The organism is Desulfatitalea tepidiphila (genome assembly GCF_001293685.1).
Taxonomy (GTDB): domain Bacteria; phylum Desulfobacterota; class Desulfobacteria; order Desulfobacterales; family Desulfosarcinaceae; genus Desulfatitalea; species Desulfatitalea tepidiphila.
Map to the genome: position 1 here is coordinate 261,492 of NZ_BCAG01000001.1, position 14,827 is coordinate 276,318.

Consider the following 14,827-nt stretch of genomic DNA (forward strand, 5'->3'; position numbering starts at 1 on the left):
TTGTTAAAATGGCTGCTGAATCCCTGAACTACTACCTCGACGGTATCGCCTCCGGCGACCGGCGGGTGCTGGCCAAGGCCATCACCCTGGTCGAAAGCCGTCTGGCGGCCCATCGCGATTTGGCGCACCGATTGATCGAGGAGGTGATGCCCAGGAGCGGCAACGCCGTGCGCCTGGGCATCACCGGCGTGCCGGGCGTGGGCAAGAGCACCTTCATCGAGAATTTCGGCATGCACATCATCGACCGGGGGCATCGACTGGCCGTGCTGGCGGTGGACCCCAGTTCCCAGCGTTCGGGGGGCAGCATCCTGGCCGACAAGACGCGCATGGAGCGTCTGGCCGCATCGCCGTCGGCTTTCATCCGGCCGTCGCCGTCGGGCGGCACTCTGGGCGGCGTGGCCCGCATGACCCGCGAATCCATGCTGGTGTGCGAGGCGGCGGGATTCGACGTGGTGATCGTCGAGACGGTGGGGGTGGGGCAGAGCGAGAGCACCGTGGCCTCCATGGTCGATTTCTTCCTGCTGCTGATGATCACCGGGGCCGGCGATGCGCTTCAGGGCATCAAGAAAGGTATTCTCGAACTGGCCCATGCCGTGGCGATCAACAAGGCCGACGGGGCCAACCTGGAGCTGGCCGAAAAGACGCGTCGGGAGCTGGCGAGCGCCATGCATCTGATGCAGCCGACCACCGCCACCTGGACGCCGCCGGTGGTGACCTGCAGCGCCTTGAGCCAGACCGGACTGGACGCCATCTGGGAGATTATCCAGGACCATCGGACGCGCACCATGGCCAGCGGCGAGTTGCAGGACCGGCGCAAGGAGCAGGCCCTGCAGTGGATGTGGGACTTGATCGAAGCGGGACTCAAGGACCGGTTCTTCAGGCACCCGGCCGTTGGAGAGCGTTTGGGCGACCTGAGCGCCCGCGTCCGCCAGGGGCGCATGACGCCGACCCGCGCGGCCGGCGAACTGCTTTTTTTGCTTGACAACGAAGGTGCAGATAATAAAGGAATGTAGTCTTTTAGCGCGATTATGCGTGTTTGGATCGACGGGGCGGGCCGATCCCGCGAACCCCGCCCATACCAGGGAAAGGAAACCAGCATGGGTAGTGTGGAACAAAAGCTCAAGGAGCTCAAGGCGCGCGAAGCCAAAACCCTTGAAATGGGCGGCGCCAAGTTGGTGGCCAAGCACAAGAAAAATGGCCGATTGACCGCCCGGGAGCGGCTCGACCGCTTGTTCGACAAAGGGACTTTCCGCGAAATCGACATGTTTGTGAAACACCGCTGCGTCAATTTCGACATGCAGAACGTGGAGATTCCCTCGGACGGCGTGGTCACCGGTCATGGCCTCGTGGACGGCCGGCCGGTTTTCGCCTTTGCCCAGGATTTTACCTCCCGGGCCGGAAGCCTGGGTGAAATGCATGCCAGCAAGATCTGCAAGGTCATGGATCTGGCCATCAAGGCCGGCGTGCCGTTCGTGGGATTGAACGACTCGGGCGGCGCACGCATCCAGGAGGGCGTCGATGCCCTGTGCGGTTACGGCAACATTTTCTACCGCAACTCCCTGGCCTCTGGCGTGATCCCACAGATTTCGGCCATCATGGGTCCCACGGCCGGCGGCGCGGTCTACTCCCCGGCCATGACCGACTTCATCTTCATGGTGAAGAATTCCAGCTACATGTTCATCACCGGTCCCGAGGTGATCAAGGCCGTCACCGGTGAAGAGATCACCTTCGAGGACCTCGGCGGCGCCATGGCCCACAACGAGCGCAGCGGCGTGGCCCAGTTCGCCTGCGACAGCGATGCCGATACCCTCGACGAGATTCGGCGGCTGCTCTCCTACCTGCCGGCCAACAACATGGAAGATCCGCCAAGGGTCGAGACCGGAGACGATCCCCGGCGCACCGACCCGGCCCTGGACACCCTCATTCCCGAAAGTCCCAACGCCGGTTACGATATGAAGGCGGTGATCCACTCCATCGTGGACAACGGCGAGATACTGGAACCCCACGCCCATTTCGCCGGCAACATGATTGTCTGCCTGGCGCGCTTGAACGGCCGAACCATCGGCATCATCGCCAACCAGCCCGCCGTGCTGGCCGGCTGCCTGGACATCGATGCCTCGGACAAGGCCACGCGCTTCATTCGCTTCTGCGATGCTTTCAACATTCCCCTGCTCACCATCGCAGACGTGCCCGGCTACCTGCCCGGCAGTCAGCAGGAGTGGGGCGGCATCATCCGCCACGGCGCCAAACTGCTGTGGTGCTACAGCGAAGCCACGGTGCCCAAGCTCCTGCTGATCACGCGCAAGGACTACGGCGGGGCTTACATCGCCATGTCGTCGCGCCATCTGGGGGCCGACATGGCTTTTGCCTGGCCCACGGCCGAAATCGCCGTGATGGGCGCAGCGGGGGCCTCGAACATCATCCATCGCAAGGCCATCCAGGAGGCCGCCGATCCCCAGGCCAAGCGCAAGGAGAAGATCGAGGAGTACCAGGACCTTTTCTCCAATCCATACAGCGCGGCCAGCCGGGGCTATATCGACGCGGTGATTCAGCCCAGCGAGACGCGCGCCCGGCTGATCGATGCCTTGGAGATCATGTGCACCAAGCGCGAGCTGCGGCCGCCCAAGAAGCATGGCAATATTCCGATGTGACAACGTCGCGCGCAACGATAATTGCTTGTAACATGAGCAAGTAGCGTCACGATGGATTGCATCGAAGTATGAAGGTATGACAGTCGGAAAGTATGAAAGCGAAGGTGTTCCGACGATTGGATAGATAGATTGAAGTCATGAGGGCGCGAGGGTGTTTTCCCCGCCTGCAGCGTGCAATCGTATTGACAACTTCAGGGAGCAGAGGAAACGATGTCCCAGCCAGAAGAAAATCGGAAAGAAAAGCTGATGGCTGCAGCCATGGCCGCGGTGTCGGCCTACCTGCAGCTCGAAGAAGAGGCCTGCCACCAGAAGCTGGTCGCCGCCATGGCGCCACCCAGAGCCCAGCAAGCTCCTCAACCCACGCTCAACCTGTGGGGCCAGAGCGGACGGCAGGGCATGATGCAGATGCGAAATTTGATGCAGATCAAGGCGTTTCAACGCTAGTCCGACTCTGCATCGTTAACGTCTTACCAGGAGGAGACGCATAAGATGAGCGATCATGATCAAGTGAAAATGACCCCCATGAACTACGATAAGGATCGGCCCAAGGCGGAAAATCCCGTCAAGATAGAAGATCTCACCCTGCGCGACGGCCACCAGTCCCTGTTCGCCACGCGCGGCCGCACCGAAGACATGATCCCCGTGGCCGAAATGATGGATGAAGTCGGGTTCTGGGCCGTTGAAACATGGGGCGGCGCAACCTTCGACACCATGCACCGCTTTCTCAACGAAGATCCATGGGAGCGCATTCGCACTCTGAAACGTTATATCAAAAAAACCCCGTTTTCCATGTTGCTGCGCGCCCAGAACCTGGTGGGCTATCGCAACTACGCCGACGACACGGCCCGCGCCTTCGTGGACCGCGCCGCGGCCAACGGCATGGACATCTTCCGAACGTTCGACGCCCTCAACGACTACCGCAACTTCGAGACCGTGGTCAAGGTGATCAAGGAGTGCGGCAAGCATTTCCAGGGCTGCATCTGCTACAGCATGACCGAACCGCGCATGGGCGGAGAGGTCTACAACATCGACTACTACGTCAAAAAAGCCAAAGACCTGGAGGCCATGGGCGCCGACTCGATCTGCATCAAGGACATGGCCGGCCTCCTGGCGCCCTACGATGCTTACGATCTGGTCAAGGCGCTCAAGAAGGCTGTCAAACCGCCCATCCACCTGCACAGCCATTTCACTTCGGGCATGTCGCCCATGTCCCATCTCAAGGCTATCGAGGCCGGCGTGGACATCATCGACACCTGCATGACGCCGTATGCCTATCGCACCTCTCACGCTGCCATCGAGCCCCTGGTCATGACGCTGCTGGGCACCAACCGCGACACCGGCTTCGACATCCGCCTGCTGGCCAAGATCAATGAAAAACTCGAAAAAGAGGTGCTGCCCAAATACAAGCACCTGCTCGACGACTCCAAGGTGTCGATCATCGACATCAACGTGCTGCTGCACCAGACCCCGGGCGGCATGCTTTCCAACCTGGTCAACCAGCTGCGCGAAATGGACGCCCTGGACAAGATCGGAGAAGTATACAAGGAGCTGCCGCGCGTCCGTAAGGAATTGGGCCAGATCCCGCTGGTGACCCCCACCAGCCAGATCGTCGGCATTCAGACGGTCAACAATGTGCTCTTCGACGATGAAAACGAGCGATATAAAATGATCACCGGTCAGGTCAAAGACCTGTGCTACGGCCTCTATGGCAAGACCGCCGTGCCCATCGATCCCGAGGTGCAGAAGAAGGCGCTCAAGGGGTACGAGCGCGGCGAAGAGCCGATCACCTGCCGGCCGGCCGAAGTGATCGAACCGGAACTGGAAAAGGCCAAGAAGGAGATCGGCGATCTCGCCGTGGATATGGACGACCTGGTGCTCTATGCGATCTATCCGGTGACCGGCAAGAAATTCCTGCAGTGGAAGTACGGCAAGGAAGAGCCGCCGGCCAGCGTGCGGCCCATCACGCTGGAAGATGTGGAAAAGCGCGATGCGCTGGTGAAAAAAGCCCTTGCCGGCGAGCTGGTGGAGAAGAAGAAGGATGCGCCCGAAAAGAGCGATAATGCGCGCAAGTTCAATGTCTTCGTGGACAACGAATACTTCGAGGTCAACGTCGACCCATTGGGCGGTCCCCCGGTGATCAATATCGCCGGTGCCCAGCTGGCGGCACCCATGCCCATGGCCGCACCGGCCGCACCGGTTGCGCCCGCTCCGGCTCCGGCCGCGCCTGCGCCGGCCGCCAAACCCGCTCCCGCACCGGCGCCCAAGGCTGCAGCTCCCAAGGCGGCCCCGGCGGCCGCGCCGGCCGGCGGTACCCCGCTGACGGCGCCCATGCCCGGCATGATCGTCAGCTATTCAAAGAATGTGGGCGATGAGGTGAGCCAGGGCGAAACCGTGGTGATCCTGGAAGCCATGAAGATGGAGAATGCGTTGCCGGCTCCCAAGGGCGGCAAGATCGTGGCGATCAACTTCAAGAGCGGCGACACCGTGGCCAAGGGCAACGTCCTCTGCGTCATCGAGTAGTCGGGCGCGCAATATAAAACACCCGCGGGCGGGGCCGATCCCCGCCCGTCTCTTGTGAAGGCCAACATTCAAGAAAGAGGCGTATCATGAAAATTCACGAGTACCAGGCCAAGGTCCTCTTCCGGAAGTACAACGTGCCGGTTCCCAAGGGAGAGGTCGCCTTTACGGTCGAAGAGGCCCAGAAGGTCGCCGGAACCCTGGGGGGCTATCCGGTGGTCGTCAAGGCCCAGATTCATGCGGGCGGCCGCGGCAAGGGCGGCGGTGTCAAGCTGGCCCGTTCGCTGGACGAGGTCAAGCAGCTCGCCGGCGAGATCCTCGGCATGACCCTGGTGACCCACCAGACCGGTCCCAAAGGCCAGCCGGTCAAAAAGGTGCTGGTCGAACAGGGGCTCAACATCGCCAAGGAGCTCTACCTGAGCGTGGTGGCCGACCGCGCCACGGCCCAGGTCGTCATCATGGCCAGCGAGGCCGGCGGCATGGACATCGAGGCCGTGGCCGCCGAAACGCCGGAGAAGATCATCAAGGTGTATGTCAACCCGCTCAACGGCATCCAGGGCTATCACTGCCTGCAGGCCGCCTATGGCTTGAATCTGCCGGCCGCCGCCGTCAAGCCGTTTGTGCAGCTGCTCAACAATCTCTACAAGCTCTTCATCGAATACGACTGTTCCCTGGTGGAGATCAATCCGCTGATCATCACTGCGGATGACGCCATCCTGGCCCTGGACGCCAAGATCAATTTCGACGATAACGCGCTCTTTCGCCACAAGGACCTGCTCGAGTTCCGGGACCTGGATGAAGAGGATCCGGCCGAGGTCGAGGCGTCCAAGTTCAATCTGAACTACATCAACCTGGACGGCAACGTGGGCAACATGGTCAACGGCGCGGGCCTGGCCATGGCCACCATGGATATCATCAAGCTGGCCGGTGCCGAGCCGGCCAACTTTCTGGACGTGGGCGGCGGCGCCAATGCCGAGATGGTGGAAAACGGGTTCCGCATCATTCTTTCCGACCCCAACGTCAAGGGTATCCTGATCAACATCTTCGGCGGCATCCTGCGCTGCGACGTGCTGGCCGAAGGGGTGGTCAAGGCGGCCCAGAAGACTGGGATCAAGGTGCCCGTGGTGGTTCGCATGGAGGGCACCAACGTGGATGCGGGTCGCAAGATCCTGGCCGATTCGGGTTTGAACCTGACGCCGGCCGTTGACCTGAGCGATGCCGCGGCCAAGGTGGCCAAGATGGTGGGGGCTTAGGGCCGGTCGGAGTTCTGAAGAGCTTATTAAGAATGGAGTCTGAGCATGAGCATTTTTGCGAATAAAGATACCAAAGTGCTGGTCCAGGGCATCACCGGTCGCGAAGGCCAGTTTCACACCCGCCAGTGCATCGCTTACGGCACCCGGATCGTGGGCGGGGTGACCCCCGGCAAGGGCGGCCAGAAGATGGACGATGTGCCGGTATTCCACACCGTGGCCGAAGCCAAAGCGACCACCGGCGCCAATTGCAGTTTGATCTTCGTGCCGCCGCCGTTTGCCGCAACCGCTATTCTGGAGGCCATCGACGCGGACATCGAACTGATCGTGGCCATTACCGAAGGCATTCCGGTCCTGGACATGATGAAGGTGAAAAACTATCTGAAGCCGAGCCGGTCGAGATTGATCGGGCCCAACTGCCCGGGCATCATCACGCCCGGTGAGTGCAAGATCGGTATCATGCCGGCCCCCATCCACAAACCCGGCGGGCCCATCGGCGTGGTGTCGCGCTCCGGGACCTTGACCTACGAAGTGGTGCATCAGCTGACCCAGCAAGGCATCGGCCAGACCACCTGCATCGGCATCGGCGGCGACCCGGTCAACGGCACCAATTTCATCGACTGCCTGCAGGCCTTCGAGGCCGATCCCGATACCAAGGGGATCGTCATGGTCGGCGAGATCGGGGGCAGCGCCGAGGAAGATGCCGCCAGCTTTATTTCCGCAAAAGTGAGCAAGCCGGTGGTGGGCTTTATCGCCGGTTTGACCGCTCCGCCGGGCCGTCGCATGGGCCACGCCGGCGCCATCATCAGCGGCAGCAGCGGCACGGCCCAGGGCAAGATCGAGGCCATGGAAGCCGCCGGTATCCGGGTGTGCAAGAATCTGGGGCGGCTGGGAGAGTTGTGCAAAGAGACCTTCGCAGGGCTTTACCATGCATGAGATGGGCATTGCCATGGAGGTCCTGCGGATCGCCGAAGAGTCGGTGCCTCCTGGGATGACAGGCATCCGCATCCAGCGGATCAATCTGAAAATCGGACGGTTGTCGGCCGTGGTCACGGAGAGCCTGCGTTTTTGCTTCGACGTGGTGGCCAAAGACACTCTTGCCGATGGCGCCGAGTTGGCCATCGAAGAGGTGACGGTCAATGCGTGCTGCCAGGATTGCGGTCACCAGTGGACCGTGGACCAACCGGTTTTCGTATGCCCGGCCTGCAACAGCGGCCATATCGAACTGCTCTCCGGCCGGGAGTTGAACATCGAGTCGATCGAGATCGAAGAAGAGGATGATGCCGATGCTGACCAAGGATAAGACCCTGATCTACCGCCACCACCATGAGGGCCATGGGCCTCATCACCATCCCCACTCCCACGATAAACCCGGCGTGGAGACCCGCGCTTCGGGCGGCCGCGAGATCAAGGTGGTGCGCCGCGTGCTGGATGCCAACGACATGATGGCGGCCCGCAATCGCGAGTTGTTCGCGGACCACGGCGTTTTCGTGCTCAACATGATGAGCTCGCCCGGTTCGGGCAAGACCACCATTTTACAGCAGACCCTGGCCCGGCTGATGCCCGGGCTGCGCTGTGCGGTGATCGTGGGCGATATCTGCACCACCCAGGATGCGGACCGCCTGGCCGCCTCGGGTGCACCCGTGGTGCAGATCAACACTGACGAATTCGGCGGCGATTGCCACCTGGCCGCCCATGTCATCGAGCGCGCCCTCGGCGGCATCGACCTGCATGGTCTGGATCTGCTCATTGTGGAGAATATCGGCAACCTGGTGTGCCCGGCCGAATTCGATATCGGCGAGGACAAGCGGGTGGTGGTATTGTCGGTGACCGAAGGCGAAGACAAACCGGCCAAGTATCCGCTCATGTTCCGGGAGTGCGATGCCATGCTGCTCAACAAGATCGACCTGCTGCCCTACCTGGACTACGATCTGGGCAAGACCTTGGAAAGCGTGGCCCAGATCCATCCCGGCATGCCGGTCTATCAACTCTCTGCAAAAAGCGGCGAGGGATTCGACGGCTGGATCGATTGGCTGAAAGGCCAGGTGGCGGCCAAGAAAAGCAAATAGCGCCGCTACACCGTCGTCCGACACACCCCGGCCGGTTGGTTCCAGAACGGCGACATCTTGCGTAACCGGTCGATGATGGGCGGTAATTTTTCGATGACCAGATCGATCTCATCCTGGGTATTGTAAACGCTCAGGCTGAAGCGGATCGAGCCATGGGCCGCCGTGAAAGGCACATCCATGGCCCGCAGCACATGAGAAGGTTCCAGCGAGCCCGAGGTGCAGGCCGATCCCGACGAGGCACAGATGCCGAACTCGTCGAGCATGAGCAGGATCGATTCACCTTCCACGAACTCGAAGGCGATGCTGCTGGTGTTGGGCAGCCGCCTGTCCGGGTCGCCGTTGACGATGGCATTGGGGATGGCCTGGATCAGGCCGTTCTCCAGCCGGTCGCGAAGGGCCTTGACCCGGGTGTTTTCCTCTTCCATCTTGGCTGCGGCCAACTCGGCCGCCTTGCCCAGCCCCACGATGGCCGCGACGTTTTCGGTACCGCCCCTGCGGCCGTGCTCCTGGTGACCACCCAGCAGGAATGGGGCGAACTTGGTTCCCTTGCGGACATACAGGGCGCCCACGCCCTTGGGGGCATGCAGCTTGTGGCCGGACAGCGCCAGCATGGCAATGTCGTTTTCCCCCATGTTGATGGGCAGCTTTCCCACGGCCTGTACCGCATCGGTGTGAAACACGGCGCCGCGCGTGCGCACCCGTTCGGCCACCTCTTCCACCGGGAAGATGACACCGGTTTCGTTGTTGGCCCACATGAGGGTGACGATGGCCGTTTCGTCGTCGAGTTTGGAATAGAGCGCATCGACATCCAACAGCCCTTTTTTATCCACCGGCACAGAGGAAACCCGATAGCCGTTTCGCGCCAGATATTCGCACAGATTCTTGACCGCGGGGTGCTCCACGTTGGAGGTGATGACATGACGCTTGCCGGGATTGGCGCGCAGGGCGGCCCAGATGGCGGTGCTGTCGCTCTCGGTGCCGCACGAGGTGAAGACGATCTCTTCGGCCTGGGCGCCGATCAGATCGGCCACCTTGGCGCGCGCCTCCTTGATTTTCATGGCCACGTTGCCGCCGAAGGTGTGCATGCTCGAAGGGTTGCCGTAAAATTGGGAAAAATAGGGCAGCATCTCTTGGACCACCTCGGGCGCCACCTGAGTGGTCGCATTGTTGTCCAGGTAAATCGGCTTCATGCATCCACCTCCTCGACGACCAGTTCCTTGGCCACCAGCTCCTTGAGCTTGGTTTCAACGTAGTCCTTGAGGGTGATCTGGGACATGGCGCAGGATGCGCAGCGCCCCTTGAGTTTGACCACCACCCGGTTGCCGTCCACGTCGATCAGTTGAATGTCGCCGCCATCCTGCATCAGGGCCGGTTTGATCTCGCGCTCCAAAGTTTCCTCGATGAGCTTGATTTTCTGAATATTGGTCAGCGGTTTGGGTTTGGCCGGTTTGTCCACTTGAGCGCCGTTGACCCGATCGATGATCTCCTGGATGCTGTCGTGGCATTTGCCGCAGCCGCCGCCCGCCTTAATGTAGTTGGTGATATCTTCTATGGTCTTCAGCCGGTGGTCGGTGACGGCGCTTTCGATCTGCAGGTCGGTCACGCCGAAGCATTCGCAAACGATGTTGCCGGGCTTTTTCTGTTCGGGGGTGCCGCGGTAACAGGCAATGGCCTTTTCCAGGGCCTCCTGTCCCATGACCGAGCAGTGCATCTTTTCCTTGGGCAATCCTCCCAGATATTCGGCGATATGGTCGTTGGTGAGCTGCTCGGCCTCTTCGACGGTCTTTCCCATGAGCAGTTCGGTGAGCGCCGATGCCGAGGCAATGGCGCTGGCGCAGCCGAAGGTCTTGAATTTGGCGTCCGTGATCCGGCCGTTGTCGTCTACCTTGAAGGTCAGCTTGAGCGCATCGCCACAGGCCATGGAGCCAACCTCGCCGACGCCGTCGGCATTTTCAACCTCGCCCACGTTGCGTGGGTTGAGGAAGTGTTCTTTGACTTTATCGGTATATTCCCACATATCATCCTCCCGGGTCACCTTATGGCAACATCCTGATCTGCTTGCATAAGCGGCTATGTTCTGGTGCGCATTGCTGTCATAATAAGCATCTTTTTGCCGATGCAAAGCGAAGGGGCCGGGTTTGCATGCAGGTGAGCGGCGTGAAAGGGCCGGATGGTGCCTATCTTGATGTTGACAACATGGCTTGCGACGATGGTATGCTGATTCAGCAGGAGGGGGTGACGCCATGGAGATACGGAAATCATCGTTTGCCGGAAGCTGGTACCCGAGCCAGGCAGCGGCGTGTGACAGGGAGATATCTCAATTTTTATCAGGTGTCACCGAATCCCAAACGGCCCAAGCGTCCTGGATCGCCGGTATCGTGCCCCACGCCGGATGGTACTATAGCGGGGCCGTCGCCTGCCGGGTGATCCACCATCTCAAATCGATCGATCCCGCCGATGCCATCGACCTGGTGGTGATTTTCGGCATGCATCTGCATCCCGGATCGGCCAACTACATGATGGCCACCGGTGCCTGGGAAACCCCCTTCGGACCGTTGCCCGTGGCAGAAGAGCTGGCCCGAGCGCTTCAGGAACGTTTTGATTTCCAGATCGAAACCCCCACCCGTTTCATCCAGGACAACACCATCGAATTGCAGCTGCCGTTCGTCAAAAGGCTCCTGGACCCCGCCGCCGTGCTGGCCATCGGCGTGCCGCCCGCCGAAGCCTCCCTGGATATCGGGCGGGCCGTGGTGGATTGGGCGCGGGCCAACGATCGGCGGTTGAGAATCGTCGGCTCCACCGATCTGACCCATTATGGGCCCAATTACGGCTTTGCCCCCAAAGGCACCGGTCCCGGGGCCGTGCGTTGGGTGCGCGACCAGAATGACCGCGAGGTGATCGACGCCATGCTGGCCCTCGATCCGGAAATGGTCATCTCCGTCGGCTTGCGTCATCAGAATGCCTGTTGCGCAGGGGCGGCGGCAACCGCCATCGCAGCCGCCAAACATGCCGGCGCTACCCGTTCCCAGACCATTGCCTATGCCACCAGCTACGACAAAAGTCCGGGTGAAAGTTTTGTGGGCTATGCCGGGGTGGTGTTCGGGTAGGTCAATCCAACGAATTCACTCGACAATCGACCCTCAGTGTTCCCGTTCGCCAATCACCGCGACCTTCCCTTTTTCCGGCCGCCGGTTTGCAAAACCCATATAAATATTTAATATTTGCCAATGACGGGCCGATAAGGCCATTGATGACATGACCACCGGCTTTGCCGGAAGTTGTCACGCGTCTACCGGAAGTCCGGCTGGACGATTATCCAAATTGTAATAGGTGTACGCCATGAACCTCTTGGACTATGTGCGCCGGTTGTTCGCTAAACAGAATAAGAACCAACGGCTTGAATATATAAAAGAATACACACCTGAAAGCATTTTCCGGAGCGGAGACGCACTGGAGGGCCAGGCCCCGAGCGCTGCGCTCAAACCCATGCAGGCACCCCCTGCGACCCATGAAGTGCCTTCGATTGCCTTTTCGGACCAAGTCGATTTGGAAGCCTATGTCGAGGGCCTGAACGTTTCCAGCGCGGTGATCGAGGGCTGGATTTCGGCCGGCGTTCTGCTGCCCGAAGAGACCCGCGTGGCCGTCCAGATGATCCGTCTGATGCAGCAGAAGGGCAGATCGGACGCCAACTGATTTTTTTCAGAGGGGCCTAAAGTTTCCCCGTTGAACGACGATAGTATGCGACAGAGGCTTCGCGGGGGAGCCTCTAAGATATATGTCACATATATCTTCCTTTAGCCGGCGGGGCGGCTGCGGCAGCCGCCCCGTTCTTTTTCCTTCGGACGCCGATGCACGGATTTCCCTTTTAAATCTTTTTGATGCATTCGGTTTGTTTTTTAAATTGGCGCATGGGTTCATGTCGCCTTTTGATCGAGTCTGCCCGGGGTTGATGTATGCCGTCCAGTTGCTGGCACCAAAAATTCATCGTTTCCAAACGTGCTCTGCTATTGGGGATCACGATGATCCTGTTGGCTATCATTTTTTGATGCGCAAAGGGTCAATCGCAAAGAGGCTATCGAGAACTGGATCATTCCAGAGATCCATCACCAGGTGAACGCCATAAACGCCTACCGGGCCTCGGGCGCAAGCCTTGCCCGCTCGGCGACTTTATCCACCGATGCCCGGCGGATTGCCGCTGCTTGGACGGCTTATGCCACCGGGGATCTGAGCGATTTGCAGGAGGACACGCAGAGCCGTTCACTCGTCGGGGAGAATGAAAGCGAATTCGAGCGCACTCTTGCCGCAGGGGCGACGGTCGGGCCGCTGCTGACGACCGCCTGGGGTCAGGGCAGCCCTTACAATCTCATGACACCCGACGACAGCTGCGATGGTGGGCATACCGTGACCGGCTGTGTGGCTACGGCCTGGGCCCAACTGTTGCGCTATTGGGCGTGGCCCATTCAAGGCGCCGGCAGCCACGAATATACATGGACGCGCCAGACATTGGATCCCGATACTCTGGACCCTTTGACTGAGACCTTGTCGGCGAATTTCGAAGTGAACTATGGGTGGGACCTGATGCCCGACCTGCTTTCCCAAGAGAGCAGTGAAGCGGAGAAAGATGCCGTTTCACAGTTGATGTACCACATGGGCGTGGCCGCCGAGATGGCTTATGGATGTGACGGATCGGGCAGCAATGCCTGGGCGGATGATATCCTGGGGGTCTATTTCAACTACAAGCCCGATACATTGCTCTATATCAATCGCGCGACTCCGCATTTCAGACGAATTCGAAACAGGGGAGTACAATTGGGACGCCAACAATCAGCACATCGTCATCGGCATCGAACCGGACAATGCCCCACCAGTGGTCGAAGCCGGTGACCTCCAGGTCGTCGAGGAGGCCACCCTGGTGCAGTTGAGCGGCACTGCCGTCGATCCCGAAGGCGTCGGCATCAATGGTTACACGTGGCGCCAAGTCAGCGGCCCGGCGGTGACCTTGTCGTCACCCGATACAACCGATCCTGCCTTTACCGCCCCCGACGTGCACGCGGAGACCGACCTGGTGTTTCAATTGCGGGCCGACGATGCCAATCGGGCATTTGCCACAGACACCTGCACGGTCACGGTCCGCAATACGGACGGCTCCACCGCGCCCGACCCTCCGGCAACCCACCTCGATTCCAGCGGGGGTGGCGGCGGGGGTGGCGGCTGTTTTGTCTCGAACCTATCTCCTTTCGGTGTCCTTCCCTGACTTTGGTGGTGCCGGCAGCGATGCGGTTTCAGGAGAAAATGGGGATTGATCTGGACTCGTTCCCATGTCATAAATAGCCCCATGATGAAAACTGCGCCACATTGCCCACTTTCGGATCACCGCCACCGCGTCATCAGCTACCTGAGGGTTTCGGTCACGGATCGCTGCAATTTGAGATGCCGCTACTGCATGACCAGCCATACCCGCTGGCTGCCCAAAGGGCACATCCTCACCTTGGAAGAGATCCATCGCATGGTGCGTATCGCAGTAGGGCTGGGGATCACCAAGGTCCGCCTGACCGGCGGAGAGCCATTGTATCGCAAGGGCATCGTCGGGCTCGTCCAAAAGTTGGCCGCCGAACCCGGCATCGAAGACCTCTCCATGACCACCAACGGCACGTTGCTGGCCGAAAAGGCGTCGGCCTTGAAGGCGGCCGGTTTGAAACGGATCAACATCAGCCTCGACACCACGGATCCACAGGGTTTCGCGGAATTGACCGGCCGGGACCTGTTTTCCGCCGTCTGGCAGGGGATCATGACGGCCCGGGAGGTCGGCTTTACGCCGATTAAAATCAACGCCGTGGTCCTGCGCGGCTGCAACGACGATCAGATCGAAGCCCTGGCCGACCTGAGCCGCCGCTATCCGTTTCACGTGCGTTTCATTGAATATATGCCCATCGCCACCGATCCTCACGAGGCGGAACATTTTTTCTTCCCGATCACCGAAATCGCCCAGCGTTTGGAAAAGATGGGACGACTGTTGCCTGTGGCGCACGAGAGACTCGACGGGCCGGCCCAGCGCTATCGTTTTGCCGATGCGCCGGGTGAAATCGGCCTGATCGGCTCGATGAGTTCCCATTTTTGCGATACCTGCAACCGCATGCGATTGACGGCCGACGGCCACCTGCGGCCGTGCCTGCTGTCCGACGAAGAGGTCAATGTCATCGATGCCTTGCGCCAGGGGGCCGGGGACGAGGAGATCGCCGCCATCTATGCCCGGGCCGTGGCCATGAAAAAAGGCCACCACCGGCTCAGTTTTACCGGCGATTGTTCGTTGCGGACCAAGATGGCCAGCATTGGAGGATAG

15 protein-coding genes are annotated in these 14,827 nt (G+C 60.4%); 13 read left to right on the forward strand and 2 right to left on the reverse strand.

Features of this window, described 5'->3' with window-relative positions:
* Positions 1–8 precede the first annotated feature (8 nt).
* From meaB to hypB, 8 genes are all read left to right on the forward strand, one after another.
* Positions 9–1,013 (forward strand): methylmalonyl Co-A mutase-associated GTPase MeaB, encoded by a 1,005-nt coding sequence (meaB, locus tag DFT_RS01180; RefSeq protein WP_054029415.1) that lies wholly within the window; start codon positions 9–11, stop codon positions 1,011–1,013.
* Between the two features lie 84 nt (positions 1,014–1,097).
* Complete coding sequence (locus DFT_RS01185; RefSeq protein ID WP_054030044.1) at positions 1,098–2,651, forward strand: acyl-CoA carboxylase subunit beta; 1,554 nt, start codon at positions 1,098–1,100, stop codon at positions 2,649–2,651.
* Between the two features lie 210 nt (positions 2,652–2,861).
* On the forward strand, positions 2,862–3,095 hold the full coding sequence (locus tag DFT_RS01190) for a hypothetical protein (RefSeq protein WP_054029416.1): 234 nt from the start codon (positions 2,862–2,864) through the stop codon (positions 3,093–3,095).
* A gap of 45 nt (positions 3,096–3,140) precedes the next feature.
* On the forward strand, positions 3,141–5,171 hold the full coding sequence (locus tag DFT_RS01195; protein ID WP_054029417.1) for a pyruvate carboxylase subunit B: 2,031 nt from the start codon (positions 3,141–3,143) through the stop codon (positions 5,169–5,171).
* 86 nt (positions 5,172–5,257) lie between these two features.
* Positions 5,258–6,421 carry an ADP-forming succinate--CoA ligase subunit beta gene (gene sucC / locus DFT_RS01200; protein WP_054029418.1) on the forward strand — a complete coding sequence of 388 codons (1,164 nt, stop codon included), beginning with the start codon at positions 5,258–5,260 and terminating at the stop codon, positions 6,419–6,421.
* A 45-nt stretch (positions 6,422–6,466) separates the two neighbouring features.
* Entirely contained in the window at positions 6,467–7,354 is an 888-nt protein-coding gene (gene sucD, locus DFT_RS01205) for a succinate--CoA ligase subunit alpha (RefSeq protein WP_054029419.1), read from the forward strand.
* The gene (gene hypA, locus DFT_RS01210) at positions 7,347–7,721 is read left to right on the forward strand and encodes a hydrogenase maturation nickel metallochaperone HypA (RefSeq protein ID WP_054029420.1); all 375 of its coding nucleotides are present in this window, start codon (positions 7,347–7,349) and stop codon (positions 7,719–7,721) included. Before sucD ends, hypA begins: the two co-directional genes overlap by 8 nt.
* A complete protein-coding gene (gene hypB, locus DFT_RS01215) occupies positions 7,705–8,487 on the forward strand; it encodes a hydrogenase nickel incorporation protein HypB (RefSeq protein WP_083453248.1) in 783 nt (260 codons plus the stop codon). The genes hypA and hypB overlap by 17 nt, the downstream gene beginning before the upstream one ends.
* Positions 8,488–8,492: 5 nt before the next feature.
* On the opposite strand, the gene nifS is transcribed toward hypB, so the two are convergent.
* The gene (nifS, locus tag DFT_RS01220) at positions 8,493–9,677 is read right to left on the reverse strand and encodes a cysteine desulfurase NifS (protein WP_054029421.1); all 1,185 of its coding nucleotides are present in this window, start codon (positions 9,675–9,677) and stop codon (positions 8,493–8,495) included.
* Positions 9,674–10,504: a Fe-S cluster assembly protein NifU gene (gene nifU / locus DFT_RS01225; RefSeq protein WP_054030046.1), complete on the reverse strand. Its 831-nt coding sequence runs from the start codon at positions 10,502–10,504 to the stop codon at positions 9,674–9,676. The genes nifS and nifU overlap by 4 nt, the downstream gene beginning before the upstream one ends.
* A gap of 226 nt (positions 10,505–10,730) precedes the next feature.
* On the opposite strand from nifU, the gene amrB reads away from it, so the two are divergent.
* The 5 genes from amrB to moaA all read left to right on the forward strand — a co-directional run bounded on the left by amrB (position 10,731) and on the right by moaA (position 14,827).
* Positions 10,731–11,594, forward strand: coding sequence for an AmmeMemoRadiSam system protein B (gene amrB / locus DFT_RS01230; protein WP_054029422.1), 864 nt, complete (start codon positions 10,731–10,733; stop codon positions 11,592–11,594).
* A 232-nt stretch (positions 11,595–11,826) separates the two neighbouring features.
* Positions 11,827–12,180, forward strand: coding sequence for a hypothetical protein (locus DFT_RS01235; RefSeq protein WP_054029423.1), 354 nt, complete (start codon positions 11,827–11,829; stop codon positions 12,178–12,180).
* Between the two features lie 417 nt (positions 12,181–12,597).
* Entirely contained in the window at positions 12,598–13,371 is a 774-nt protein-coding gene (locus DFT_RS01240) for a C10 family peptidase (RefSeq protein ID WP_054029424.1), read from the forward strand.
* Positions 13,372–13,405: 34 nt separating this feature from the next.
* Entirely contained in the window at positions 13,406–13,741 is a 336-nt protein-coding gene (locus DFT_RS01245) for a PKD domain-containing protein (RefSeq protein WP_152971820.1), read from the forward strand.
* An 84-nt stretch (positions 13,742–13,825) separates the two neighbouring features.
* Positions 13,826–14,827, forward strand: coding sequence for a GTP 3',8-cyclase MoaA (moaA, locus tag DFT_RS01250; protein WP_076750346.1), 1,002 nt, complete (start codon positions 13,826–13,828; stop codon positions 14,825–14,827).

Excerpts from the sequence above, each read along its gene's own strand:
- hypA (WP_054029420.1), top strand. The coding sequence starts at position 7,347 with ATGCATGAGATGGGCATTGCCATGGAGGTCCTGCGGATCGCCGAAGAG.
- DFT_RS01190 (WP_054029416.1), top strand. The coding sequence starts at position 2,862 with ATGTCCCAGCCAGAAGAAAATCGGAAAGAAAAGCTGATGGCTGCAGCC.
- DFT_RS01185 (WP_054030044.1), top strand. The coding sequence starts at position 1,098 with ATGGGTAGTGTGGAACAAAAGCTCAAGGAGCTCAAGGCGCGCGAAGCC.
- DFT_RS01195 (WP_054029417.1), top strand. The coding sequence starts at position 3,141 with ATGAGCGATCATGATCAAGTGAAAATGACCCCCATGAACTACGATAAG.
- sucD (WP_054029419.1), top strand. The coding sequence starts at position 6,467 with ATGAGCATTTTTGCGAATAAAGATACCAAAGTGCTGGTCCAGGGCATC.
- hypB (WP_083453248.1), top strand. The coding sequence starts at position 7,705 with ATGCTGACCAAGGATAAGACCCTGATCTACCGCCACCACCATGAGGGC.
- meaB (WP_054029415.1), top strand. The coding sequence starts at position 9 with ATGGCTGCTGAATCCCTGAACTACTACCTCGACGGTATCGCCTCCGGC.
- sucC (WP_054029418.1), top strand. The coding sequence starts at position 5,258 with ATGAAAATTCACGAGTACCAGGCCAAGGTCCTCTTCCGGAAGTACAAC.
- nifU (WP_054030046.1), bottom strand. The coding sequence starts at position 10,504 with ATGTGGGAATATACCGATAAAGTCAAAGAACACTTCCTCAACCCACGC.
- amrB (WP_054029422.1), top strand. The coding sequence starts at position 10,731 with ATGGAGATACGGAAATCATCGTTTGCCGGAAGCTGGTACCCGAGCCAG.
- nifS (WP_054029421.1), bottom strand. The coding sequence starts at position 9,677 with ATGAAGCCGATTTACCTGGACAACAATGCGACCACTCAGGTGGCGCCC.
- DFT_RS01235 (WP_054029423.1), top strand. The coding sequence starts at position 11,827 with ATGAACCTCTTGGACTATGTGCGCCGGTTGTTCGCTAAACAGAATAAG.
- moaA (WP_076750346.1), top strand. The coding sequence starts at position 13,826 with ATGAAAACTGCGCCACATTGCCCACTTTCGGATCACCGCCACCGCGTC.